We start from the raw sequence: 22,085 nt of genomic DNA on the forward strand, positions 1-22,085 counted from the left end.
CGCGGTCCGGCGCGGCCGTCCGGTGACCGGCGCCCACGCCGCACGCTCCGGGCGGCCAGGCGCGGGGCCGCGCAGCGGCCTGAGCGCCGCCGCCCCTTATGCCATCCACATGCGCTGGTTCGGTGGTCCTGCCTCTCCAGCATTGGAAACCCGTAGAAATTGAAGCGCGGTCCTTCCGTGTTGGAAGGACCGCTACTGCGGAAGGCCGCCGCAGTGACGCGGCCGGCCTTGGGTATGGGGTCTATCGGCCCACCCAGGCGCGGCGGTCGCCCGACTAGGTTTGCGGGAGGTAGTCCCAGGTCCGAACCACCTTGAGAGCGGGTTCTTCGGCGCACTTGCTCCCGCAGGTCGGGATGGTGAGGGAGAGTGCGGTCCCGTTCTTGAGCAGCCACATGATCAGATCGTTCATCAGAACTCCACTGACTAGACGGGACGGCGCAGCAACTGGGCAGCACCATCCAACTCGGTTTGCATGGTTCTCAAGCTGAACTGTCCAGCTAAGAGCCGATGCGGCCACACCCGTCCAGTCGCGATGCGCGGTCTCCGCGCTGGGTCGCGCCAGCGGCCTGAGCGCCGCCGCCCCTTGATCCAAAACAGCCCAATTCGGCAAGTCTTCTAGCTGTGTCCGAGCGGGATGCGTCCTACGGGGTGCCAGTCCCATAGACGTTCGGCGCCTCGTTGCTCGACCAGGCTCACAGCGTCGATCGCGATTTCGAGGGTTGGGAGTTCTCGGCCCAGTGCCGTGATGAGTGGTTCGGCGGGTTGCTCGGTCTCGCTGTAGGCGAGTGTCATGTGCGGGGTCCACTGGGTGGGGCCCTCGGTGTGGCCTGGGCGGCCAGTCACTTTGCGCGTAGCCGTCTCGACGGCATTGCGGATTCGCTTCAAGTGGTCTGTCGGGTGGACCGCGACTGCGATCGCCTCAGGGTGGTAAAGGATGCGGCTGAGCTTCACGGTGACGGGCGGCAAGTCGGCGAGCAGTCCGGATGCCGCGGTGAGCATCTCGTGTTGCTGCTCGGGGGTCATCTCGTGAGTGGGGCCGACTACGAGAGTGGTGATGTGGAGCCACTCGGTTGGTGTCATGTGGAGGCCGTGAATGCCTGCGAGTCGCTTCTGTCCGGTCTGGGCGAGGTCGCGCGCTTCGGGCTGGTCGCCTACAAGGATGTGCCAATAGAGCGTGCCCTGTCCGGGGCCGGGCTCCTGGCGGTTCTGCCAGCGGTTGATCATGCGTGCGGGCAGGGGGCTCATGAGCGCTCCATGTCTGGGTGGTCGGTGAGGGCGGCGGCGTTGAAGTCGCGGATCTGCGCTCTGAGTTGGACGGCTAGGGAGGTGTCTCGGTAGCGGGGGTGGCTGAGTCGGCGGTCGAGATCGGCGACGTAGCGGGTGACGGTGGTCAGGCGCATGCCGGGGTCGAGTGTGAGCAACTGGGCGAGTTGTTCGGCGGTGCCTTCGAGGTCGCCTTTGAGTAGGTGGGCTACTCCGGTGCCGACGCGGATTCGGGCCCAGATCGCTGGGGCGACGGGTGCACCTGCTGCCCATGCGGTGTCGGCCATTTCGGCGGCTTGGAGGGCTCCGTCCGGGTCGCCTGTTCGGGTGGCTACTGCTAGCGCGAACAACCTCTCGCGAGCTTTTGAACGGATCCGCGTGAACGCGGGACTTCGCCGTATCCGGCTCCATGACCTGCGGCACGTGACAGCAACGCTTCTCAAGCGGCTGGGGGTGCCGGCGCGGGATGCCGCCGCGATCCTCGGCCATGCGAAGATCTCCACAACCATGGAGATCTACACCGATAGCAACATCGACGACCACCGGACGGGACTTGGCAAGGTGGCGGGCGAACTGTTCGGGGCTCCGGAAAGCTGAGCCGTTGCTGTCAAAAGCCCCCCACCGGTCGCGGTGGGGGGCTTTGAGCTGGTGGGCCTAGGTGGACTTGAACCACCGGCCTCATCCTTATCAGGGATGCGCTCTAACCGACTGAGCTATAGGCCCGGAGTGTGCCGCCGCCCCTGGCGGCGCAACGAGAGGTTACCCCATCTGGGCGGGCAACCGGAAATCGATTGCCGGGCGGCGGCGGGCAGGGCTACTCGGCCTCCTTGAGGGTGACCTCGACGCCGCCCACGAGGTCAGCGGCGAGGTTGTAGATGACGGAGCCGACCGTGGAGAGGGCGGTGATGAGAAGGACGTTCAGGGCGCCGACGAGGACGGTGTAGCCGAACACGCGGACGAAGGAGAACCAGCTTCCGGCGTCGACGCTGCCGGTGGTCTCGCCCTGTTCCTTCGTGAGGCTGTTGACGGTGTCGCTGATCGCGTCGAAGACGCCGAGCCCGGACAGGATCACGTACAGGACGATGACGGCGACCAGCAGGACGACGAAGCAGACCAGCGACATGACGAAGCTGAACTTCATCACCGACCAGGGTTCGAGCCTGGCGAGCTGGAGCTGGGCCTTGCGGGCGGGCTTGCCGGACGCGGCCTTGGACGCGGCGTTGGCCGGGGCCACCGCGGTGGACGGACGGTCCTTGAGGACGGTGCCGGCGAAGCCGCGGCCGCCCGAGCCGGACGACCCGCCCGCCGAATTGAACCCCTTGCCGGGCGTGTCCGTACGTCCTGCCGAGACCGAACCGGACGGCTCGGCGGGTCTGGCCCAGCCCGCCGGGCCGGAGCCGGACGCGGAACCGGTCGGCGCGCCCTCCGCGCCGCCGACCGGAGGCGTCGGCCTGGCGGGGGGCTTGGGCGGTTCGGCGGTGTCCCTGACCGGGGCGATCTCGGGGGTGCCGGCCGCCTTGGCCGACGCGTCGTCGATCTGCGTGAGATCGGACCGCGTCTCGTCGGCGCCCTTGCCGGCGGGGTCCGTCGCACCGGTGCCGATGTCGACGGTCGTCTCGTCGCGCCCGGACTTGGCGGAAGCGGCGGCCACCGTCTTGCCCGGCTTCCCCTTGGACTTGCCGGTGGGCTTGGCGGGGCCGGACTTGGCACCGGGTTTCCGGTCACCGCCCTTGCCGGCGGCGCCGGCCCCGTCGTTGTCCTGGCCGGGCTCGGTGCTCACGTGTCCTCCTGGCCTAGCGGCTCGGTGAGGATGCAGGATACGTCACTCACCGTCGCCCCCTTCGGCTTCGTCAGAGTCCTCCATGGACTCTACGTTCCTCGCGATGGCCACCACGCTGTCCCCGTCGGCGAGATTCATCAGGCGGACGCCCATGGTCTGCCTGCCGGACTGCTTGATCTCGGCGGCGGTGGTACGGATCACGCCGCCGTTCGACGTCATCGCGAACACCTCGTCGTCCGGGCCGACCATCAGAGCTCCGACCAACAAACCGCGAGATTCCACGATCTTAGCGGTGAGAACGCCCTTACCCCCACGGCCCTGGAGCGGGTACTGGTCCACCGGGGTGCGCTTGGCGTAGCCGCCCCGGGTGGCCACCAGGACGTCCTGCGAGGTGTCCTGCACGACCAGCATGTTGAGGACCTCCTGGTCCTCCTCGAACCGCATGCCGATGACGCCGGAGGTGGCGCGTCCCATCGGCCGCAGCGACTCGTCGTCGGCGCGGAACCGGATCGCCTGGGCGCCGGTGGAGACCATCAGCAGGTTGTCGTCGGACGACACGAGCCGCGCCGCGATCACCTCGTCGTCGTCGACGAGGTTGATGGCGATGATGCCGCCGGTGCGGGGCGAGTCGAAGTCGGTCAGCGCCGTCTTCTTGACGCGGCCCTTCTTGGTGCCGAGCACGAGGTAGGGAGCGACCTGGTAGTCGCGCAGGTCCATGACCTGGGCGATGTGCTCGTCGGGCTGGAAGGCGAGCAGGTTCGCGACGTGCTGGCCGCGCGAGTCGCGGCCGGCGTCGGGCAGCTCGTAGGCCTTGGCGCGGTAGACGCGGCCCTTGTTGGTGAAGAACAGGATCCAGTGGTGCGTCGTGGTGACGAAGAACTGGTCGACGATGTCGTCCTGCTTGAGCTGCGCGCCGCGGACGCCCTTGCCGCCGCGCCGCTGCGCGCGGTAGTGGTCGGTGCGGGTGCGCTTGGCGTAGCCGCCGCGGGTGATGGTGACGACGACGTCCTCTTCGGCGATGAGGTCCTCGTACGACACGTCCCCGTCGAACGGGATGATCTCGGTGCGCCGCTCGTCGCCGAACTTCTCGACGATCGGGGCGAGCTCGTCGCCGACGATCCGGCGCTGCCGCTCGGGCGAGGCGAGGATCTCGTTGTAGTCGGCGATCTCCGCCATGAGCTTGTCGTACTCGTCGATGATCTGCTGGCGCTCCAGGGCGGCCAGCTTGCGCAGCTGCATGTCGAGGATGGCCTGCGCCTGGATCTCGTCGATCTCCAGCAGGTTCATCAGGCCCTGCTGCGCCTCCGAGGCGGACGGCGAGCGCCGGATCAGGGCGATGACCTCGTCGATGCGGTCGAGGGCCTTGAGCAGGGCGCGCAGGATGTGGGCGCGCTCCTCGGCCTTGCGGAGCAGGAACCGGGTGCGGCGGACGATGACGTCGATCTGGTGCGCGACCCAGTGCCGGACGAACTGGTCGATGCGCAGGGTGCGCGGCACGCCGTCCACCAGCGCGAGCATGTTCGCGCCGAACGTCTCCTGCAGCTGCGTGTGCTTGTACAGGTTGTTCAGGACGACCTTGGCGACGGCGTCCCGCTTGAGGACGATGACCAGGCGCTGCCCGGTCCGGCCGGACGTCTCGTCGCGGACGTCGGCGATGCCGTCGAGCTTGCCCTCCTTCACGCCGTCGGCGATCTTGAGGGCGAGGTTGTCCGGGTTGACCTGGTAGGGGAGCTCGGTGACGACGAGGCAGGTGCGGCCCTGGATCTCCTCGACCTCGACGACGGCCCGCATGGTGATGGAGCCGCGGCCGGTCCGGTAGGCCTCCTCGATGCCCTTGCGGCCGACGATGAGGCCGGCGGTCGGGAAGTCGGGGCCCTTGACGCGCTCGATCAGCGCTTCGAGCAGCTCGTCGTCGGACGCGCCGTAGTTGTCCAGGTACCACCGGACGCCGTCGGCGACCTCGCGCAGGTTGTGCGGCGGGATGTTCGTCGCCATCCCCACCGCGATGCCGGCGGACCCGTTGACCAGCAGGTTCGGGTACCGGGAGGGCAGGACGTCGGGTTCCTGCGAGCGGCCGTCGTAGTTGGGGGAGAAGTCGACGGTCTCCTTGTCGATGTCGCGCAGGAGCTCCATCGCCAGGGGCGCCATGCGGCACTCGGTGTACCGCATGGCCGCGGCGGGGTCGTTGCCGCGCGAGCCGAAGTTGCCGTTGCCGTCGACCAGCGGGTACCGCATCGACCACGGCTGGGCGAGCCGTACGAGCGCGTCGTAGATGGCCGAGTCGCCGTGCGGGTGGTAGTTCCCCATGACGTCGCCGACGACGCGGGCGCACTTGAAGTAGCCGCGGTCGGGCCGGTAGCCGCCGTCGTACATCGCGTACAGGACGCGGCGGTGGACGGGTTTGAGGCCGTCGCGCACCTCGGGCAGCGCGCGCGCGACGATGACCGACATCGCGTAGTCGAGATAGCTCTTCTGCATCTCGACCTGGATGTCGACCGGTTCGATCCGCTCGCCCGGGTGTCCACCCTCTGTGGTCACGTCCGTCACTCTCAAGACCTCTTCTGCTCGATGGGAAGGAAGTACGTCCGCCTCTGGGAGTCAGGCCGGGGGCCGGCCCTGGCACGTACCTCAGATGTCGAGGAAGCGCACGTCCTTGGCGTTGCGCTGGATGAACTCCCGGCGGGGCTCGACCTCCTCGCCCATGAGCACGCTGAACAGCTCGTCGGCCTGGGCGGCGTCGTCCAGCTGGACCTGCAGCAGGACCCGGTTGTCGGGGTCCATCGTGGTGTCCCACAGCTCGTTGGCGTTCATCTCGCCGAGGCCCTTGAAGCGCTGGACCAGGTCGCGGGGACGGGGGTCGCGCTTGCCGGCGGCGATCCCGGCCTCGATGATCGCGTCCCGCTCGGAGTCGGAGAAGGCGTAGTCGGCCTCGGTGCCCCGCGCGTCCCACTTGATCTTGTAGAGCGGGGGCTGCGACAGGTACACGTGGCCGGCCTCGATCAGCGGCTTCATGAACCGGAACAGCAGCGTCATCAGCAGGGTGTTGATGTGGTGGCCGTCCACGTCGGCGTCCGACATCAGGATGATCTTGTGGTAGCGCAGCTTGGAGATGTCGAACTCGTCGTGCACCCCGGTGCCGAGGGCGGTGATGATCGCCTGCACCTCGTTGTTCTTCAGGATCTTGTCGATCCTGGCCTTCTCCACGTTGAGGATCTTGCCGCGGATCGGGAGGATCGCCTGGAAGTGCGGGTTGCGGCCGCCCTTGGCCGAGCCGCCCGCCGAGTCGCCCTCGACGATGTAGAGCTCGGACTTGGCCGGGTCGGTGGACTGGCAGTCCGACAGCTTGCCGGGCAGGGACGTCGACTCCAGCAGGCTCTTGCGCCGGGTCAGGTCGCGCGCCTGCCGCGCCGCGACGCGTGCCCGCGCCGCCTGCGACGCCTTGCTGATGATCTCCTTGGCCTCGCCCGGGTTCTCCTCGAACCAGTCGCGCAGGTAGACGTTGCAGGCCCGCTGCACGAACGACTTGGCCTCGGTGTTGCCGAGCTTGGTCTTGGTCTGCCCCTCGAACTGGGGGTCCGCCAGCTTGATCGAGATGATCGCGGTGAGGCCCTCGCGGACGTCCTCGCCGGTCAGGTTGTCGTCCTTGTCGCGCAGCAGGCCCTTGTCGCGGGCGTACCGGTTGACGATCGTGGTGAGCGCCGCGCGGAAGCCCTCCTCGTGGGTGCCGCCCTCCGCCGTGTTGATGGTGTTGGCGAAGGTGTGCACCGACTCGGAGTAGGACGAGTTCCACTGCATGGCGATCTCGACCGACATGCCGGTGGTGTCGTCGCTGAAGTAGATGACGGACTCGTGCGCGGAGTCCTTGCGCGCGTTGATGTAGCGGACGAAGTCCTCGATGCCGCCTTCGTAGTGGTACCGGACGACGTGCGGCTCACCGTTGACGTGGTCGGGGCGCTCGTCCTGCAGCGTGATGGACAGGCCGCGGTTGAGGAACGCCATCTCCTGCATGCGGCGGGAGAGGGTCTCGAAGTTCCATTCGAGCGTCTCGAAGATCTCGGGGTCGGGCCAGAACCGGATGAGCGTCCCGGTCTCGTCGGTCTCCTCGCCCTTCTGGAGCTCGATCTCGGGCCCCTGCCACGTGTAGGACTGGAACCACACGTGGCCGTCGGTGCGGACCTCCGCCTCCAACCGGGTGGACAGCGCGTTCACCACGGCGGAGCCCACACCGTGCAGGCCGCCCGAGACGGCGTAGGACTTGCCGTCGAACTTGCCGCCCGCGTGCAGCGTGGTCAGCACCAGCTCGATGGCCGGGCGCTTCTCCACAGGGTGCTCGCCGACGGGGATGCCGCGGCCGTTGTCGAGGACGCTGACGCCGCCGTCGGCCAGGAGCGTCACCACGATGTCGTCGGCGTAGCCGGCCAAGGCCTCGTCGACCGCGTTGTCCACGATCTCGTAGACGAGGTGGTGCAGGCCGCGCTCACCGGTCGAGCCGATGTACATGCCCGGGCGCTTGCGAACCGCCTCAAGCCCTTCAAGGACAGTGATCGAACTAGCGTCGTACGCCAAAGGAGATCCTCCTGCCGGGGATGTCTGCCGCTCCGCGCCCGAGGGAGGCGCGGTGTGCCCCGTAACACACATGGGGGCACCCGGTCGGTGCTCTGGTCGTGCTGTCAGAGCCCCGGGCACCCAATGGCGGCGCAGCATCCTGAACCCGCATTCATTCTACCGGGTGACGAGGCGAAAAGTGGCACTCGCGAGCGCTGTGTGCGCGTGTGGCGGCCGAAGGGCCCCGGAGACACATCCCCCCATTGGGTCAGGGGGGTTATCTGGCCTACGTGGCGCTCGCCGCTGAACTCGACGACCCATCACCGAACAGATGTTCCCACCCGCCACTGACACATCGGCGAGGTCCGGGGGCGCCGCTCAGCGGGCGCGCCACGCGCCCGTCCGGCGCGGCCCCGACGAGGGCCCCACGACCTTCACGCGGCGGACGGTGCCGTGGCCGAGTTCCTCGTTCAGCCGCCGCACGAGCGTGGAGGACAGCAGACGCAGCTGGGTGGCCCACGTCGTCGAGTCGGCGACGACGGTCAGCTCGCCGTCCTCGAAGTGGTCGGGCCGGGTGTGCTCGGCGAGTTCCGCTCCGACGATGCCCGCCCAGTTGCCGAACACGCCGCCGACGGCGGCCCGCTGCTCCCACCCGCGCGACGCCATCAGCTCGCGGATCGCGGCCCCGAACAGCTTGGGATCGCCGCCCCGCCCGGGGTCGCGCACGCGCCCGCCCCGCCCGGGACCCTTGCGCTTGCCGCCCTGACCGGGCATCGTGCCGCGCTTGAGAGCGTCCGCCTTGGCCTGCGCGAGCGCCTCGCGCGCCAGCTCGATCCCCGACTTGGCGGGAGGGGCCCCGGCTTCGGCGGACTTGTGCACATCCTGTGGATCACTCACTCGCTCGCCCCCTCGGACTCACGAACGACCTGGCCGTCGGAGACGGTATACGAGCCCCCTGTCAGTTCGGCGGGGACGTCCGCGGGGACGGCCGCCGTGATCAGGACCTGCTCGGCCGGCGCCACCATCTCGGCCAGCCGGCTGCGCCGCCCGGTGTCGAGCTCGGCGAACACGTCGTCCAGGATCAGGACGGGGTCGTCGCCGTCCGCGCGGAGCAGGTCGAACGCGCCGAGCCGCAGCCCGAGCGCGAACGACCACGACTCGCCGTGGCTGGCGTAGCCGCGCGCGGGAAGCTCCCCGAGGCGCAGCACCAGCTCGTCCCTGTGCGGACCGACGAGGCTCACCCCGCGCTCCAGTTCCTGCTTGCGGGACTCGGCGACCGCCTTCAGGATCTGCTCGGCCAGTTGTCCACGGTCTGTGGACAACTCCGCGTCGCCCAGGGAGCTCTTGTAGATCAGGTCGGCCGCGCCGCTGTGTGGAGCGAGCGCCGCGTAGGCCTGCGCCACAAGCGGACGCAGTGCCGCGACGAGATCGAGCCGTGCCGCCAGAAGCTCCGACCCCATGCGCGCCAGATGCGAATCCCACACGTCCAGGGTGGCGAGCACCTCCGGGCCCGGGGAGCGCCGATGGGCGGCCGCCGATTTCAGCAGGGCGTTGCGCTGCTTGAGGACGCGGTCGTAGTCGGACCGCACGCCTGCGAACCTCGGCGCCCGCGCGGTCAGCAACTCGTCCATGAACCGGCGCCGCTCCCCCGGGTCGCCCTTCACGAGCGCGAGGTCCTCCGGGGCGAACAGCACGGTCCGCAGCATCCCCAGGATCTCGCGCGGCCTGGGGATGGGGGACCGGTTGAGCCGCGCCCGGTTCGCCTTGCCCGGGTTGATCTCAAGCTCGATCAGCGCCTTGCGCTCGTCCTTCACCACCCCGGCCCGGACGATCGCCCGCGGCGCCCCGTGCCGGACGAGCGGCGCGTCCGTCGCGGCCCTGTGGCTGCCGTGCGAGGCGACGTACCCGATGGCCTCGACCAGGTTCGTCTTGCCCTGCCCGTTCGGCCCCACGAACGCGGTGACTCCCGGCTCCAACGCGACCTCGGCGGTCGGATACGAGCGGAAGTCCTGCAGCGAAAGGTGGGCAACGTGCACAACACACGAGCGTAGAGCCTCCCCTGCCCCCCACCACACACCTCACCCACAGACGGGGCCGCGTGCACGCCCCGCCCGCAGACGCGGGCCCGTGCACACTCCGCCCACACATGAGGCCTGTGCACACCCCGCCCTCCCAGGGGGGCCGACCCCACTCCCAGCCTGGAACACACCGCCGAGAGCCGGGGCCGGAACCCACAACTGTGGATAACCGAGGGTCAGACCGAAGGGGGGTTGACGTCGGCGCCGGGGGAGTCGGCTCCCTTGGAGGACTCGACGGCGTGGCCGCCGAACTGGTTGCGGAGGGCGGCGACGACGCGCATCGTGGGGGAGTCGTCCTGGCGGGAGGCGAAGCGGGCGAACAGGGACGCCGTGATGGCGGGCAGCGGGACGGCGTGGTCGACGGCGGCCTGGACGGTCCAGCGGCCCTCGCCGGAGTCGTTGGCGTAGCCGCGCAGGTCGTCCAGCTCGGGGTCGCCCGCGAGCGCGCGGTTCAGCAGGTCGAGCAGCCAGGAGCGGATGACGGTGCCCTCCTGCCAGCTCCGGAACGTCTCCGGCACGTTGGTGACGATGTCGCTGGCCTCGATCAGCTCGTAGCCCTCGCCGAACGCCTGCATCATCGCGTACTCGATGCCGTTGTGGACCATCTTCACGAAGTGGCCCGCGCCGACCTTGCCGGAGTGGACGAAGCCGTACTCGCCCTCGGGCTTGAGCGTCTCGAAGATCGGCATCAGCCGCTTCACGTCGTCCTCGTCGCCGCCGACCATGAGCGCGTAGCCGTTCTCCAGGCCCCACACGCCCCCGCTGACACCGCAGTCGACGAATCCGATGCCCTTGGCGGCCAGCTCCTCGCCGTGCTTCCGGTCGTCCACATAGTGTGAATTACCGCCGTCCACGACGAGGTCGCCCTGCTCCAGGACCTCCCCCAGCTTGTGGATGGTCTCCGCCGTCGGCTTGCCGGCGGGGACCATCACCCACACGGCACGCGGCGGGGACAACCGCTCGACCAGCTCCTCGACCGAGCCGACGTCGCTGACCTCCGGGTCGCGGTCGTAGCCGACGACGGTGTGGCCGCCGCGGCGCAGCCGCTCGGCCATGTTGCCGCCCATCTTGCCCAGGCCGATGATGCCAAGCTCCATGAAACGCTCACTCTCCCCTGTGCGTACCGCCTGTGCGTGCCTGCTCTGCCTGCCCGCGGGGGCGCGGCTCCCCCGCGGACATCGCCACGGTGCCATGCCCCGGAGCGTGGTACTTATCCGGACAGACGAACCGGCATGATCAGATAACGGTAGTTCGGGTTCTCGCCTTCCTGCGGCGGCTTTCCGGTGAGGACGGCGGGCTTGGTCGGGGTGGTGAAGGACAGCCGCGCCACGTCCGAGCCGATCGCGGAGAGCCCGTCGAGGAGGAACCCGGGGTTGAACGCGATGTCGATGTCCTCGCCCTCCAGGGACGCCTCCAGGGCCTCCACGGCCTGAGCCTCGTCGCCCGTCCCGGCCTCCAGGACGACCTCGCCCTGGCTGAAGGAGAGCCGGACGGGGGTGTTGCGCTCCGCCACCAGGGAGACGCGCTTGACGGCCTCGATGAAGGCGGCGGTCTGGACCTCGGCGAGGCCCGCGTACTCGCTCGGCAGCAGCGAGCGGTACTTGACGAAGTCGCCGTCCAGCAGCCGGGACGTGGTGCGGCGGCCGCCGCCCTCGAAACCGATCATGCCTTCGCCGGTGCCGCCCGTCCCGCCGAGCGCGATCGACACCTCCGCGCCGGCCGTCAGCGACTTGGCCGTGTCGGCCAGCGTGCGGGCCGGGACGAGCGCGACGGCGGAGAAGTCCGGGCGCTCGGGCTTCCAGTGCATCTCGCGGACGGCGAGGCGGTAGCGGTCCGTGGACGCCAGCGTGACGGTCTCGCCCTCGATCTCCACACGGACGCCGGTCAGCATGGGGATCGTGTCGTCCTTGCCCGCGGCGATCGCGACCTGGGACACGGCGGCGGCGAACTCGTCGCTTCCCACCGACCCCGCGGCGGGCGGCATCTCCGGCAGCGTCGGGTAGTCCTCCACAGGCATGGTGAGAAGTGTGAACTTCGCGCTGCCGCAGCGGAGCATCACCTTCGCGCCGTCCGTCGTCACCTCCACAGGGTGGGGAGGAAGGCTGCGCGAGATCTCGGCGAGGAGCCGGCCCGACACCAGCGCCGTCCCGGCCTCCTCCACGTCGATGTCCGTGGACACCTGTGCCGAGACCTCGTAGTCGAACGCGGACAGCTTCAGCCGGTCGCCGTTGCCCTCACCCCCGGCGACGATGTGCATGCCCGCGAGGACCGGCACCGGGGGACGGACGGGGAGCGTGCGAGCGGTCCAGGCGACGGCGTCGGCCAGGGCGTCTCTGTCGATGCGGAACTTCAAAGGGACCCGCCTCCTGCAGGTGTCGGACAAGGGTGAGCTGATCTCGTCCGGGCCGGGGCGCTCGGTGCGCGTTGTCCCCAGGCCCTGACTTGAGATGGATCTTTTCTTGGATAGAGATGTAGAGCAGTACCAGTAATAGGGGCCGTGGATAGTGTGGACAGAGGCCGTTGTCCCAGGTGAGACCGGGTTTCTCTGTCCACCGGTGCTGTGCATGGGCGGTGGACGGCGCGGCGGCGCCTGGGGACGGCGAAATCATCCCCACAGGTCGTCCTCATGTCATCCCCCGGTTATCCACGAGTTCTCCACGGGTATACCGCCCGTTCGCCCGCCCTGGGGACGACGGGACCGGTGATCTTCGAGGCCGTCCCCAGGCCGTCCCCAGCCCGTCCACCGGTTTTCCCCAGAAGGCCGGGCGGCGGTGCACACCCGGTCCACACCCGTCCACCGTTCATCCTCAGCTTCTCCAACGGTTGCCCACAGGGTTATCCGCGAAAATCCCCAGAGTTTTCCACAAGTTGTGAGCAGCGCTGCCGATTCTCGGGGGACGCGTGCCTTTTGTCGTTTCTTTGCCCTGGACGGGGTGTGGACGGCGCGGCAGGGGCTCGTCCACAGGCGTGACGCGGGTCTGTCCACAGTGTGTACGAACAGGGGGATCAGCGCTTGCGGGCCTGGTGCTTGATGCGCCCCGTCAGCTCCGTGACCTGGTTGTATATGGCGCGGCGCTCGGCCATCAGCGACCGGATCTTGCGTTCGGCGTGCATGACCGTGGTGTGGTCGCGTCCCCCGAACTGCTGGCCGATCTTCGGAAGGGACAGCTCCGTCAGCTCCCGGCACAGGTACATCGCGATCTGCCGGGCGGTGACGAGCATCCGCGAGCGGGACGGGCCGCACAGGTCGTCGATCGTCGTCCCGAAGTACTCGACGGTCTGCGCCATGATCATCGCGGCGGTGATCTCGGGACCGGAGTCGTTGGGGATGAGGTCCTTCAGGACGATCTCGGCGAGCTTCATGTCGACCGACTGGCGGTTCAGGCTCGCGAACGCCGTGACCCGGATCAGCGCGCCCTCCAGCTCGCGGATGTTCGTCGCGATCTGCGAGGCGATGAACTCCAGCACGTCGGGCGGCGCGGCGAGTCCCTCCTGCCGGGCCTTCTTCTGCAGGATCGCGATCCGCGTCTCCAGCTCGGGCGGCTGGACGTCGGTCGTCAGGCCCCACTCGAACCGGTTGCGCAGCCGGTCCTCCAGCGTGACCAGCTCCTTGGGCGGACGGTCGCTGGAGATCACGATCTGCTTGCTGGCGTTGTGGAGCGTGTTGAACGTGTGGAAGAACTCCTCCTGCGTCTGCTCCTTGCCCTCAAGGAACTGGATGTCGTCGACGAGGAGGATGTCCACATCCCGGTAGCGGCGGCGGAACCCGTCCGCCTTGCCGTCGCGGATCGAGTTGATGAAGTCGTTCGTGAACTCCTCGGAGCTCACGTAGCGGACGCGGGCCCCGTTGAAGAGGCTCTGGGCGTAGTGGCCGATCGCGTGGAGCAGGTGGGTTTTCCCCAGGCCCGAGTCACCGTAGACGAACAACGGGTTGTAGGCCTTGGCAGGCTGCTCGGCCACCGCGACGGCGGCGGCGTGCGCGAACCTGTTCGACGAGCCGATGACGAACGTCTCGAAGGTGTACTTCGGGTTCAGCCGCGCATGCTCGGAAGCGCCGGCCTGCTGCGAAGGTGCCGGCGCGGGCTGACGGGGGTCGGACCCGGGAACCCGGGAGTCGGAGCCCTCCTCGTCGCGGAAGACCCCTTCGCCCCTGTAGGACTGCTCACCGCTTGAATACGGCTGCTCGGCCCCTGCGTAGGACTGTTCACCCTTCTGGAACTTGTCGTCCGAGTGCCCGAGAGGGCCCTCGTTCCCAGGGTGCTGCGGTTCCCTGCCTTGGGCCTCTGGACGGCCGCCAGGGCGCAACGGGCCGAGGGTGCGGTCATTGAGATGGGAGTGCGGCGGCCGTCCTTGGGGTTCGCCGCCGTAGCCTTCCTGCCCGCCGTAGGTCGGGTAGCCGCGCCCTTCGTAGGGCGCAGGGCCGCGTCCGCCGGGGCCCGCGCCGTACGCCGGCGGACGGGGAGCGGGCGGGTACGATCCACGGTCGTCGTCCTGAGCCTGTGGATAACCTCCGGGCGAGCCGGGGTTGTGGGTAACTCCCGACTGCGGCCGGTATCCCTGGTCTGTGTACGGCTGCTCCGGATAGGGGCGCTCGGGACGTTCCGCGTAGGACGACTGGTCTCCGTACGACTCTCCGTACGACTGCTCCCCGTAGGGCTGCTCCGTATAAGAACGGTCTCGATCCCGGTCGCGCTCGTCGTGCGGCCGCTCGCCGTAGGACTCCCCATAAGAAGGAGCGGGCTCGTGCATGCCGAGCCCTCCGCCCGGCCCCGGAATCGGCGCGGACAAGGGCTCGCCCCCGCCCTGCCGAGCACCGCCCGGAGGCTCCGGCTGGACGGTCACCGCGACCCGGATCTCCCTGCCGAGCTCACGGGAAAGTGCCTGCGTGATGAGGTTGCGCAGGCGCGTCTCCAGCGCGTCCTTGGCGAACTCGTTGGGTGCGGCGAGAAGCGCCGTTCCCTCGACGAGGGCCAGCGGGCGGACCATGGGCAGCCATGCGCGGTAGCTCGGCGACAGATCGCTCTCGGACAGTGCGGTGAGGGTGCGGGCCCAGACCGATCCGAGATCCTGACCGTCCATGCGCAAGGTCCCCTCCCCACAACTCCGCCGAACGGAGCACCTGACTGCCCGGCTTTCCCGCGGGATGTCACACGCCTCGCAGGACACAGCCGCGACGCGGAAGACTTACTCTCTCACGAGTTGTCCACAGAGTTGTCCACATGCTGTGCATAGGCATGGGGACCCTGTGTAAAACCCACGAGGCGGGTTCAGGGATACGCGGTCGACAAGGGGCCGGCCTTCATGAGGGCCGGTAAGCGATGGTTCTCGAACGGGGGCTCAGGGCTGAACGCCGACATCGGATTCGTCGAAGGAAGTGTCGGCTCGCCTCGTTGACCTTAACCCCTGCCGGGCACAGCCGCAACACGGTCACCATCGATCCCGCCCGTCCGGCGGAGGTCCGGGGCGGAGCCGTGCGGCGGCCGCCTCCGTTTGACCGGCCCCCCGGATACCCCGTAACGTTCTGAGGTCGAGTCGCATCGACGGAGATGCCGCGTGCCCGCCGGCAGCCCCTCAGGAAAGCTCGGGTGGGCCCCCGCTGCGGGGGACCGTACGCGGCCCTCGATGCGAGCCTTCGAGCGTCAAGTCGTCAGACGAACCGACCGCAGCACTGGAGTCTCAAAGTGAGCAAGCGTACCTTCCAGCCGAACAACCGTCGTCGCCACAAGAAGCACGGCTTCCGGCTGCGCATGCGCACGCGCGCGGGCCGCGCGATCCTGTCGAGCCGGCGCAGCAAGGGCCGCGCCCGCGTCGCGGTCTGACCCACCCCTCATAGTGCTGCCGTCCGGAAACCGGATGCGGCGGCGGGACGACTTCTCGTTGGCCGTCCGGCGCGGTCGCCGCGCCGGACGGCCAACTGTCGTCGTCCACCTGCTGCGCCCGGAGGAGGTCCGACCGGCGGCGGCGCGGCCGCTGGTCGGGTTCATCGTGGCGCGCACCGTCGGCAACGCCGTGGTGCGCAACACGACCCGGCGCCGGCTCCGCCACCTGATGCGCCCGCACCTCGACCGCCTCCCAGCGGGTAGCCTGCTCGTAGTGCGCGCCAACCCCCGTGCGGGAGCGGCGCGACCAGACGAACTGGCCGCGGATCTGGAGTCGGCGCTCGACCGGCTGCTGCGGCCCGCGTCCAAGGGGCGAAGATGAGGAGTCCGCAGGGGACGGAGTTCCCCGCGCAGCACAGGACGGGCCGCCCGGGTCCCGTCGCGGCCGTGCTGATCCTTCTCGTCCGCGCCTACCGCCGCTTCTTGAGTCCCCTGCTCGGGCAGCAGTGCCGCTTCCACCCCAGTTGCAGCGCGTACGGCCTGGAGGCTCTCCAGGTGCACGGGGCGCCGCGCGGCACGTGGCTGATCGTCCGCCGGATAGCCCGGTGCCAGCCTTTCCACCCCGGCGGTTACGACCCGGTACCGCCGAAGAAGACGCCGGAACAGCATGCGGCGGCTTCCTCGAACTCCGGCCGCGAGGAGAGCGGCCCCGCCCTAGCAGAGCCCAAGGAGCTGCCCGGTGCTTGACTGGTTGTACGAGATCGTCTCTCAGCTCATCGTGTGGATCCACACGGGGCTCAGTACGGTCGTCCCCAAGGACAGCGGATGGGCGTGGGGCGGTTCGATCATCCTCCTCACCGTCCTCCTGCGGCTGCTCCTCGTCCCCCTCTTCGTGAAGCAGATCCACGCCTCGCGCAAGATGCAGGAGCTGAACCCGAAGGTCCAGGCGCTTCGCAAGAAGTACAAGAACGACAAGCAGCGCCTCAACCAGGAGGTCATGAAGCTCTACCAGGAGAACGGAGCCAACCCGCTGTCGGGCTGCCTGCCGCTCCTGGTGCAGATGCCCATCTTCATCGGGCTGTTCCAGACGCTGAAGCGGATCTCGGACGCCAAGCCGGGGCAGAGCGTCTTCGCCGTCTCCTCCGACCTGGTGGCGAGCGCGCAGAACGCGAACATCTTCGGCGCCCACATCCCGGACACCTTCCTGAACGCCTGGGGCACCGACCCCAAGAGCTGGACGGCGATCATCATCACCGGCATCGCCGTGGTGATCAGCTCCGTCACGACCTTCTTCACCGTCCGGGCCAGCATGAAGCGCCAGCCCGTCACGGACGAGGCCAACCCGATGATGCAGGCGCAGAAGATGATGGTCTTCCTGGCGCCGCTGTTCGGCCTCTTCGGCCTCGGCTTCCCGCTGGGCGTCCTCATGTACTGGGTGACGTCCAACAGCTGGACCCTGGCGCAGCAGCACTACATCTACAAGCGGTACCCACCGCCCGGCACGGACGGCGAGGCCGCGGCCGCCGCCGCCAAGACGGGGACGAAGACGGGCCCGAAGACCGCCGGCTCGAAGCCCTCCGGCTCCAAGACGGGTGCCTCCAAGAACGGCCAGGCGGCGTCGTCCGGCATCAAGGCGAAGCTGAAGAAGGAGCCGGAGCCGGCCCCCGAGCCCGAGGACAAGCCGAAGGTCGTGCGCAACCAGCCGACCCGCAAGTCGCGCAGCAAGCGCAGCGGTACCCAGAAGCGCTAGTTTGGACCCCGAGCACGTGCCGGAGAAGGAGACCCCGTTGAGCCAGACCGACACCACCGAGGTCGACGTCCAGGCGCTCGAACAGGAAGGCGAGATCGCCGCCGACTACATCGAGGGCCTGCTGGACATCGGTGACTACGACGGCGACATCGACATGGACGTCGAGGGCGAGCGCGCCATCGTCGCCGTCGTCGGCGGTTCCCTGGACGAGCTGGTCGGCAAGCGCGGCGAGGTGCTGGAGGCGCTCCAGGAGCTCACCCGGCTCGCCGTCCACCGCCAGACCGGCAACCGCACCCGCCTCATGCTGGACATCGGCGGCTACCGCGAGCGGCGCCGCGCCGAGCTGACCAAGCTCGGGACGGACGTCGCGAACGAGGTCAAGCAGTCCGGCGAGCCGAAGCCCCTCGCCCCGATGACCCCGTTCGAGCGCAAGATCGTCCACGACGCCGTCGCCGCCGCGGGCCTCAGCAGCGAGTCCGAGGGCGAGGAGCCCGACCGCTACGTGGTCGTCTCCCCCGCCTGATTCCACGGCCTCACACGGCCCCGACCGGTCCTCCGGTCGGGGCCGTCGCCTTTCCGGACTGAACCGGCTTTCTCGGGGCGTGAGAGGGCCCCGCGCCCTGGCCGGCGCGGGGCCCTGGGGAGCTCGGTGTGCACCGCCGCCCTGGCACACCGAGCAGGTTCTCGGTGCTACCGCCGGGCGGCCCGGCGCCAGCGGCGGCGCTGGACGCCGTCGTCCAGCGAAGTGGTGTTCTGCACCGCCGGGTCCTGCGCGTTCGCGGGATCCTGCGCGAAGGCCGGGTCCTGAGGATGGCCGTGCGTGACTCCGGTGTCCGCCGGGTGCTCGACCACACGCTCGACCCGTTCGGCGGGACGGCCACCGGGCGGCGGCGGGTCCTCGATGATGTGCTCCTCGCGGACCACCGTTCCCGGTTCGTCGCCGTAGACCGGGTCGGCGCCGGCAACACGTCCGGCCGCGCGGCGCGGCCGCGTGTACTTGAGCGTGAATCCCATGCTGATCAGACCGACCAGGATGAGGATCCATCCGACCATGTGGATGTCGAGGCCGCTCAGGTCAACGCGGATGGCGAAAGCCAGGATCGCCCCGAGGGCGATGAATGCGAGACTGACTCCGATTCCCATGTGTCGGAGCTCCTTCCGGAGGGACGGGCGTCACGGCAGCCCCTACCCGCCCCTCGGCGAATATGCGGAGGGGTCATGTGGTTATCGCCATAACGCAAGGGTCGTCCCACCCCGGCGTCCTGTTGTTCACAGGAACGTTTCGCGTGCACGGCCCCACCGGGTTTTGTGGAACGATTCGTCTGGTGGGGACTGCACGGGAGGTTTTTGGTGACGCGCTGCCGATCGCGGAGCGCTACGCGGCGTTCCTCGCCAATGCCGGGGTCGAACGCGGGCTCATCGGACCGCGCGAGGCCGACCGGCTTTGGGAACGCCATCTGATCAACTGCGCGGTGGTCTCGTCGGCCATACCGCCGGACGCCCGGGTCGTCGACATCGGCTCGGGCGCGGGGCTCCCCGGCATCGTGCTGGCCATCGTCCGGCCCGACCTGCGGATCACCCTGCTGGAGCCGCTGCTGCGGCGCACGACGTTCCTGAACGAGTGCGTCGAGCTGCTCGACCTGCGGAACGTCGAGGTCCGGCGGGCCCGGGCCGAGGACGTGACCGAGGAGTTCGCGGTGGACGTCGCCACGGCACGCGCCGTCGCGCCCCTCGAACGCCTGGCCAGGTGGGCGCTGCCGCTGCTCCGTCCGGGCGGCGAGCTCCTCGCGCTCAAGGGCGAGCGGGCCGCGGCCGAGCTGGAGGAGGCGGAGCCCGTCCTGAAGCGCTTCGGGGTGCGCTCGACGGAGCTGCTGCAAGTCGGGCGCGGTATGGTCGATCCGCCGACAACACTCGTCCGTGTGGTCGCCGGCCGAGAAGAGGTTGTCGGGCGACGGCAGCGCGCCCCCCGGCGCGCCAAAGGGTCGAGGAAGAGGTCTTCATGAGCACGGGACCAGGACTGGGCAGGCCTGACCGCGCCGACGAATCCCCCGACGAACAGCCGTCCGGCCCGGGCGGGCCCGGCGCGGACGAGGGCGCCCCGGCGCCCGCCTCCGGGGGGACGCGGCCGGACCCGGGATCATCGCCGGGCACCGCTCCCTCCGGGCACGCGATGTGGGGTAACACGACGTCCGGTACCGCGGAGAACGTCGGCTACGTGCCGACCAACGCCGGCGCGCAGCCGCCGGGCTCCCGCAACGGACCAAACCAGGGGGAGTCGGAACTCGTGCGAGAGGCGCTGCGGGACGCCAAGGTTTCACATGAAACAGCCGTCACCGCGCTCAAGGCGATGTCGGGCCGCAGGGAACGGGAGTGGCCGCGGCCCGACCGGTGCCGGGTCATCACCATCGCCAACCAGAAGGGGGGCGTCGGCAAGACCACGAGCTCGGTGAACATCGCCGCCTCGCTCGCCATGCACGGCGCGCAGGTGCTGGTGGTCGACCTCGACCCGCAGGGCAACGCGTCCACCGCCCTCGGCATCGACCACCACGCCGAGGTGCCGTCGATCTACGACGTGCTGATCGAGGACATGGCGCTGTCCGACATCATCGTCCCGGCGCCGGAGATCCCCAATCTCTTCTGCGCGCCGGCCACGCTCAACCTCGCCGGCGCGGAGATCGAACTCGTCTCCAAGGTGGCCCGCGAGTCCCGCCTCCGGCGGGCTCTGGACGCCTACGACATCGAGAAGTTCGACTACGTGCTGATCGACTGCCCGCCGTCGCTCGGTCTGCTCACCGTGAACGCCCTCGTCGGGGGCGACGAGCTGCTCATCCCGATCCAGTGCGAGTACTACGCCCTTGAGGGCCTGGGCCAGCTCATCCGGACCGTCGACCTCGTGAAGGCCCACCTCAACCCGAAGCTCAGGGTGTCGACCATCCTGCTGACGATGTACGACGCCCGGACCCGCCTCGCCGCACAGGTCGCCGAGGACGTCCGGAGCCACTTCGGCGACGTCGTCCTCAACACGGTGATCCCCCGCAGCGTCCGGGTGTCCGAGGCGCCCAGTTACGGGCAGTCCGTCATGACCTACGACCCCGGTTCGAGCGGCGCCCTCGCCTACAGCGAGGCCGCCTCGGAGATGGCCCACGGAGGAGCTGTCCAGTGAGCCAGCAACGACGCGGTCTGGGCAGGGGCCTCGGCGCCCTCATTCCCACCGCCCCGCCCACGCCGGCGTCCGCTGAGCCGAACGGCGCGGGAGAGCCGGGCTACCCCGGCGGCCCCGTCCCGGGCGGCGCGGCCGCTCCCGCACCTTCGCTCGAACCGGTCGCCGGAGCCCATTTCGCGGAACTGCCCGTCCGCTCCATCACGGTCAACCCGCGCCAGCCCCGCGAGCATTTCGACGACCAGGCTCTGGAGGAGCTCGCCGAGTCGATCGGCATCGTCGGGCTGCTGCAGCCGATCGTCGTCCGCAAATCCTCCTCGGAGGAGCACGACTACGAGCTCATCATGGGCGAGCGTCGCTGGCGCGCGTCGAAGATGGCCGGGCTGGACGTCATCCCGGCGATCGTCCGCGACACCGGCGACAACGACCTGCTCCGTGACGCGCTCATGGAGAACCTCCACCGGCAGCAGCTCAACCCGCTGGAGGAGGCGGCCGCGTACCAGCAGCTGCTGCAGGACTTCGGCGCCACCCACGAGCAGCTCGCCACCCGGATCGGCCGGTCGCGCCCGCACATCACCAACACGCTCCGCCTGCTGAACCTGCCGCCCGCCGTCCAGCGCCGGGTGGCGGCGGGCGTGCTGTCCGCCGGCCACGCCCGCGCGCTGCTCTCCCTCGAAAGCGTCGAGGCCCAGGAGCACCTGGCGCAGCGGATCGTCCAGGAGGGCCTGTCGGTCCGCGCGCTGGAAGAGATGATCGCGCTCCGCGAGGTGGAGGACGAGCCGAAGACGCCGCGCCAGGGCCGCCGCCAGAAGCCGGTGGCCCCCGGCCTCAAGGAACTGGCCGACCGCCTCTCCGACCGCTACGAGACCCGGGTCCGCGTCGACATGGGCCGCAACAAGGGCAAGATCGTCGTAGAGTTCGCCACCCTGGAGGACCTGGACCGCATCATCAAGTCCATGGCCCCCGACACGGAGGCAGACGACTCCTAGCCCCGCTTCCCAGCGCCCCGGACCCTCCAGGCTCCGGGGCGCTTCTCATCTCCACCCAACGTTTCCCGTGAAACATCCCCCGAAGAGCACACGCCCCAAGACGAAGAGAGAGCCGCCGCAAGTAACTGCGGCTCCCCCACGGCCGACCGCCTCCCCAACACGCCCTGTCCACTGTGGAACTTGTCGACTGCCCAGCTGGACCGACGATACGGACGCGGCCCGGTCGCACCCAGAGCGTGGGTGATCGCCTCAAAGAGGATGCACTACGGCACCGTACGCCCACGCCGGTCAGCCGCCGCTGCCCGCTTGCGGACGATCTGCGGCTCGAAGGTGCCGGCGGTGTCCCGCGGCACCTTTACCCTCGACCGGGCCGACGTCGGTCAGCACGGTCTTGGCCCGCGAGCCGTGGCGGCTGTCGCCGCTGCCCCGACCGGACGCACCGTGCTCGCCGTAGCCGACGTGGGCAGCTGCTACAACAGCCCGCCTTTGCCGGTCAGGTGCAGCCCTTGGGTCCGAGCACGGTCCACGAGCATCGAGATGAGCTGCTCGTCCGACGCCGCACCCTGCGGCTGCTGGACCGGCTGTTCAGCGGACTCGTCCTCAACGACGGCGTCAGTTCACCTGCCGTCCCCTTGATCATCGGATGCGCCGTCAATGGGACACTCCCGGTCGCCGGTCGTTCGTCGATGCGGTACCGGCGA

The 22,085-nt window shown here is 69.3% G+C and carries 21 protein-coding genes, 1 tRNA gene and 1 pseudogene; 9 read left to right on the forward strand and 14 right to left on the reverse strand.

Features of this window, described 5'->3' with window-relative positions:
* Positions 1-274: 274 nt before the first annotated feature.
* The 3 genes from AB0K37_RS25085 to AB0K37_RS25095 form a co-directional block, all read right to left on the reverse strand.
* Positions 275-409, reverse strand: coding sequence for a hypothetical protein (locus tag AB0K37_RS25085; RefSeq protein WP_363985046.1), 135 nt, complete (start codon positions 407-409; stop codon positions 275-277).
* 206 nt (positions 410-615) lie between these two features.
* Positions 616-1,245, reverse strand: a complete 630-nt coding sequence (locus AB0K37_RS25090; protein WP_363985048.1) for a 2'-5' RNA ligase family protein — start codon at positions 1,243-1,245, stop codon at positions 616-618.
* Positions 1,242-1,550: a hypothetical protein gene (locus AB0K37_RS25095; protein ID WP_363985050.1), complete on the reverse strand. Its 309-nt coding sequence runs from the start codon at positions 1,548-1,550 to the stop codon at positions 1,242-1,244. Before AB0K37_RS25095 ends, AB0K37_RS25090 begins: the two co-directional genes overlap by 4 nt.
* Before the next feature lie 40 nt (positions 1,551-1,590).
* Here AB0K37_RS25095 and AB0K37_RS25100 point away from each other — a divergent pair, with 40 nt between their 5' ends.
* Positions 1,591-1,860 carry a tyrosine-type recombinase/integrase gene (locus AB0K37_RS25100; RefSeq protein WP_363985052.1) on the forward strand — a complete coding sequence of 90 codons (270 nt, stop codon included), beginning with the start codon at positions 1,591-1,593 and terminating at the stop codon, positions 1,858-1,860.
* 49 nt (positions 1,861-1,909) lie between these two features.
* Here AB0K37_RS25100 and AB0K37_RS25105 read toward each other — a convergent pair.
* The 9 genes from AB0K37_RS25105 to dnaA all read right to left on the reverse strand — a co-directional run bounded on the left by AB0K37_RS25105 (position 1,910) and on the right by dnaA (position 14,745).
* A tRNA-Ile gene (locus tag AB0K37_RS25105) sits at positions 1,910-1,986 on the reverse strand.
* 91 nt (positions 1,987-2,077) lie between these two features.
* Positions 2,078-3,043, reverse strand: coding sequence for a DUF3566 domain-containing protein (locus tag AB0K37_RS25110; protein WP_363985054.1), 966 nt, complete (start codon positions 3,041-3,043; stop codon positions 2,078-2,080).
* A 42-nt stretch (positions 3,044-3,085) separates the two neighbouring features.
* On the reverse strand, positions 3,086-5,590 hold the full coding sequence (gene gyrA, locus AB0K37_RS25115; protein WP_363985056.1) for a DNA gyrase subunit A: 2,505 nt from the start codon (positions 5,588-5,590) through the stop codon (positions 3,086-3,088).
* An 81-nt stretch (positions 5,591-5,671) separates the two neighbouring features.
* Positions 5,672-7,609, reverse strand: a complete 1,938-nt coding sequence (gene gyrB, locus AB0K37_RS25120; RefSeq protein ID WP_345182819.1) for a DNA topoisomerase (ATP-hydrolyzing) subunit B — start codon at positions 7,607-7,609, stop codon at positions 5,672-5,674.
* A gap of 357 nt (positions 7,610-7,966) precedes the next feature.
* Positions 7,967-8,485, reverse strand: a complete 519-nt coding sequence (locus AB0K37_RS25125; RefSeq protein WP_363985058.1) for a DciA family protein — start codon at positions 8,483-8,485, stop codon at positions 7,967-7,969.
* Positions 8,482-9,624 carry a DNA replication/repair protein RecF gene (gene recF, locus AB0K37_RS25130; protein ID WP_363985060.1) on the reverse strand — a complete coding sequence of 381 codons (1,143 nt, stop codon included), beginning with the start codon at positions 9,622-9,624 and terminating at the stop codon, positions 8,482-8,484. Before recF ends, AB0K37_RS25125 begins: the two co-directional genes overlap by 4 nt.
* A 218-nt stretch (positions 9,625-9,842) precedes the next feature.
* Entirely contained in the window at positions 9,843-10,859 is a 1,017-nt protein-coding gene (gene gnd / locus AB0K37_RS25135) for a phosphogluconate dehydrogenase (NAD(+)-dependent, decarboxylating) (protein ID WP_363985062.1), read from the reverse strand.
* Between the two features lie 17 nt (positions 10,860-10,876).
* A complete protein-coding gene (dnaN, locus tag AB0K37_RS25140; RefSeq protein ID WP_345182815.1) occupies positions 10,877-12,019 on the reverse strand; it encodes a DNA polymerase III subunit beta in 1,143 nt (380 codons plus the stop codon).
* Between the two features lie 653 nt (positions 12,020-12,672).
* On the reverse strand, positions 12,673-14,745 hold the full coding sequence (gene dnaA / locus AB0K37_RS25145) for a chromosomal replication initiator protein DnaA (protein ID WP_363985065.1): 2,073 nt from the start codon (positions 14,743-14,745) through the stop codon (positions 12,673-12,675).
* Positions 14,746-15,347: 602 nt separating this feature from the next.
* Between dnaA and rpmH the strand changes: the two genes are divergently transcribed.
* Genes rpmH through AB0K37_RS25170 form a run of 5 tightly spaced genes read left to right on the forward strand, consistent with a single transcriptional unit; the run spans position 15,348 to position 17,758 of the window.
* Entirely contained in the window at positions 15,348-15,485 is a 138-nt protein-coding gene (rpmH, locus tag AB0K37_RS25150) for a 50S ribosomal protein L34 (protein WP_179845229.1), read from the forward strand.
* A 13-nt stretch (positions 15,486-15,498) separates the two neighbouring features.
* Entirely contained in the window at positions 15,499-15,867 is a 369-nt protein-coding gene (gene rnpA / locus AB0K37_RS25155; protein ID WP_179845230.1) for a ribonuclease P protein component, read from the forward strand.
* Positions 15,864-16,232, forward strand: coding sequence for a membrane protein insertion efficiency factor YidD (yidD, locus tag AB0K37_RS25160; RefSeq protein WP_363985067.1), 369 nt, complete (start codon positions 15,864-15,866; stop codon positions 16,230-16,232). The genes rnpA and yidD overlap by 4 nt, the downstream gene beginning before the upstream one ends.
* Positions 16,225-17,235, forward strand: a complete 1,011-nt coding sequence (gene yidC / locus AB0K37_RS25165) for a membrane protein insertase YidC (protein WP_363985069.1) — start codon at positions 16,225-16,227, stop codon at positions 17,233-17,235. Before yidD ends, yidC begins: the two co-directional genes overlap by 8 nt.
* 37 nt (positions 17,236-17,272) lie before the next feature.
* Positions 17,273-17,758, forward strand: a complete 486-nt coding sequence (locus tag AB0K37_RS25170) for a R3H domain-containing nucleic acid-binding protein (RefSeq protein WP_345182810.1) — start codon at positions 17,273-17,275, stop codon at positions 17,756-17,758.
* A gap of 167 nt (positions 17,759-17,925) precedes the next feature.
* On the opposite strand, the gene AB0K37_RS25175 is transcribed toward AB0K37_RS25170, so the two are convergent.
* Positions 17,926-18,378, reverse strand: a complete 453-nt coding sequence (locus tag AB0K37_RS25175; RefSeq protein ID WP_363985072.1) for a DUF6458 family protein — start codon at positions 18,376-18,378, stop codon at positions 17,926-17,928.
* A gap of 182 nt (positions 18,379-18,560) precedes the next feature.
* Between AB0K37_RS25175 and rsmG the strand changes: the two genes are divergently transcribed.
* The 3 genes from rsmG (at position 18,561) to AB0K37_RS25190 (ending at position 21,384) form a co-directional block, all read left to right on the forward strand.
* On the forward strand, positions 18,561-19,238 hold the full coding sequence (rsmG, locus tag AB0K37_RS25180) for a 16S rRNA (guanine(527)-N(7))-methyltransferase RsmG (RefSeq protein WP_363985074.1): 678 nt from the start codon (positions 18,561-18,563) through the stop codon (positions 19,236-19,238).
* A 344-nt stretch (positions 19,239-19,582) separates the two neighbouring features.
* Positions 19,583-20,398 (forward strand): AAA family ATPase, encoded by an 816-nt coding sequence (locus AB0K37_RS25185; protein ID WP_363985084.1) that lies wholly within the window; start codon positions 19,583-19,585, stop codon positions 20,396-20,398.
* Positions 20,395-21,384 carry a ParB/RepB/Spo0J family partition protein gene (locus AB0K37_RS25190; protein WP_363985076.1) on the forward strand — a complete coding sequence of 330 codons (990 nt, stop codon included), beginning with the start codon at positions 20,395-20,397 and terminating at the stop codon, positions 21,382-21,384. The genes AB0K37_RS25185 and AB0K37_RS25190 overlap by 4 nt, the downstream gene beginning before the upstream one ends.
* A 302-nt stretch (positions 21,385-21,686) precedes the next feature.
* On the opposite strand, the pseudogene AB0K37_RS25195 reads toward AB0K37_RS25190, so the two are convergent.
* A pseudogene (locus tag AB0K37_RS25195) lies at positions 21,687-21,846 on the reverse strand (transposase); the annotation flags it as partial.
* Between the last annotated feature and the right edge of the window lie 239 nt (positions 21,847-22,085).

The sequence above is a fragment of the Actinomadura sp. NPDC049753 genome, from assembly GCF_040674655.1.
GTDB lineage: Bacteria > Actinomycetota > Actinomycetes > Streptosporangiales > Streptosporangiaceae > Spirillospora > Spirillospora verrucosospora.

What these genes read in the sequence shown, in the direction of transcription:
- AB0K37_RS25085 (WP_363985046.1), bottom strand. Translation starts at nt 409, where the DNA reads ATGAACGATCTGATCATGTGGCTGCTCAAGAACGGGACCGCACTCTCC.
- AB0K37_RS25090 (WP_363985048.1), bottom strand. Translation starts at nt 1,245, where the DNA reads ATGAGCCCCCTGCCCGCACGCATGATCAACCGCTGGCAGAACCGCCAG.
- AB0K37_RS25095 (WP_363985050.1), bottom strand. Translation starts at nt 1,550, where the DNA reads ATGGCCGACACCGCATGGGCAGCAGGTGCACCCGTCGCCCCAGCGATC.
- gnd (WP_363985062.1), bottom strand. Translation starts at nt 10,859, where the DNA reads ATGGCACCGTGGCGATGTCCGCGGGGGAGCCGCGCCCCCGCGGGCAGG.
- dnaA (WP_363985065.1), bottom strand. Translation starts at nt 14,745, where the DNA reads ATGGACGGTCAGGATCTCGGATCGGTCTGGGCCCGCACCCTCACCGCA.
- yidD (WP_363985067.1), top strand. Translation starts at nt 15,864, where the DNA reads ATGAGGAGTCCGCAGGGGACGGAGTTCCCCGCGCAGCACAGGACGGGC.
- AB0K37_RS25175 (WP_363985072.1), bottom strand. Translation starts at nt 18,378, where the DNA reads ATGGGAATCGGAGTCAGTCTCGCATTCATCGCCCTCGGGGCGATCCTG.
- AB0K37_RS25185 (WP_363985084.1), top strand. Translation starts at nt 19,583, where the DNA reads ATGTCGGGCCGCAGGGAACGGGAGTGGCCGCGGCCCGACCGGTGCCGG.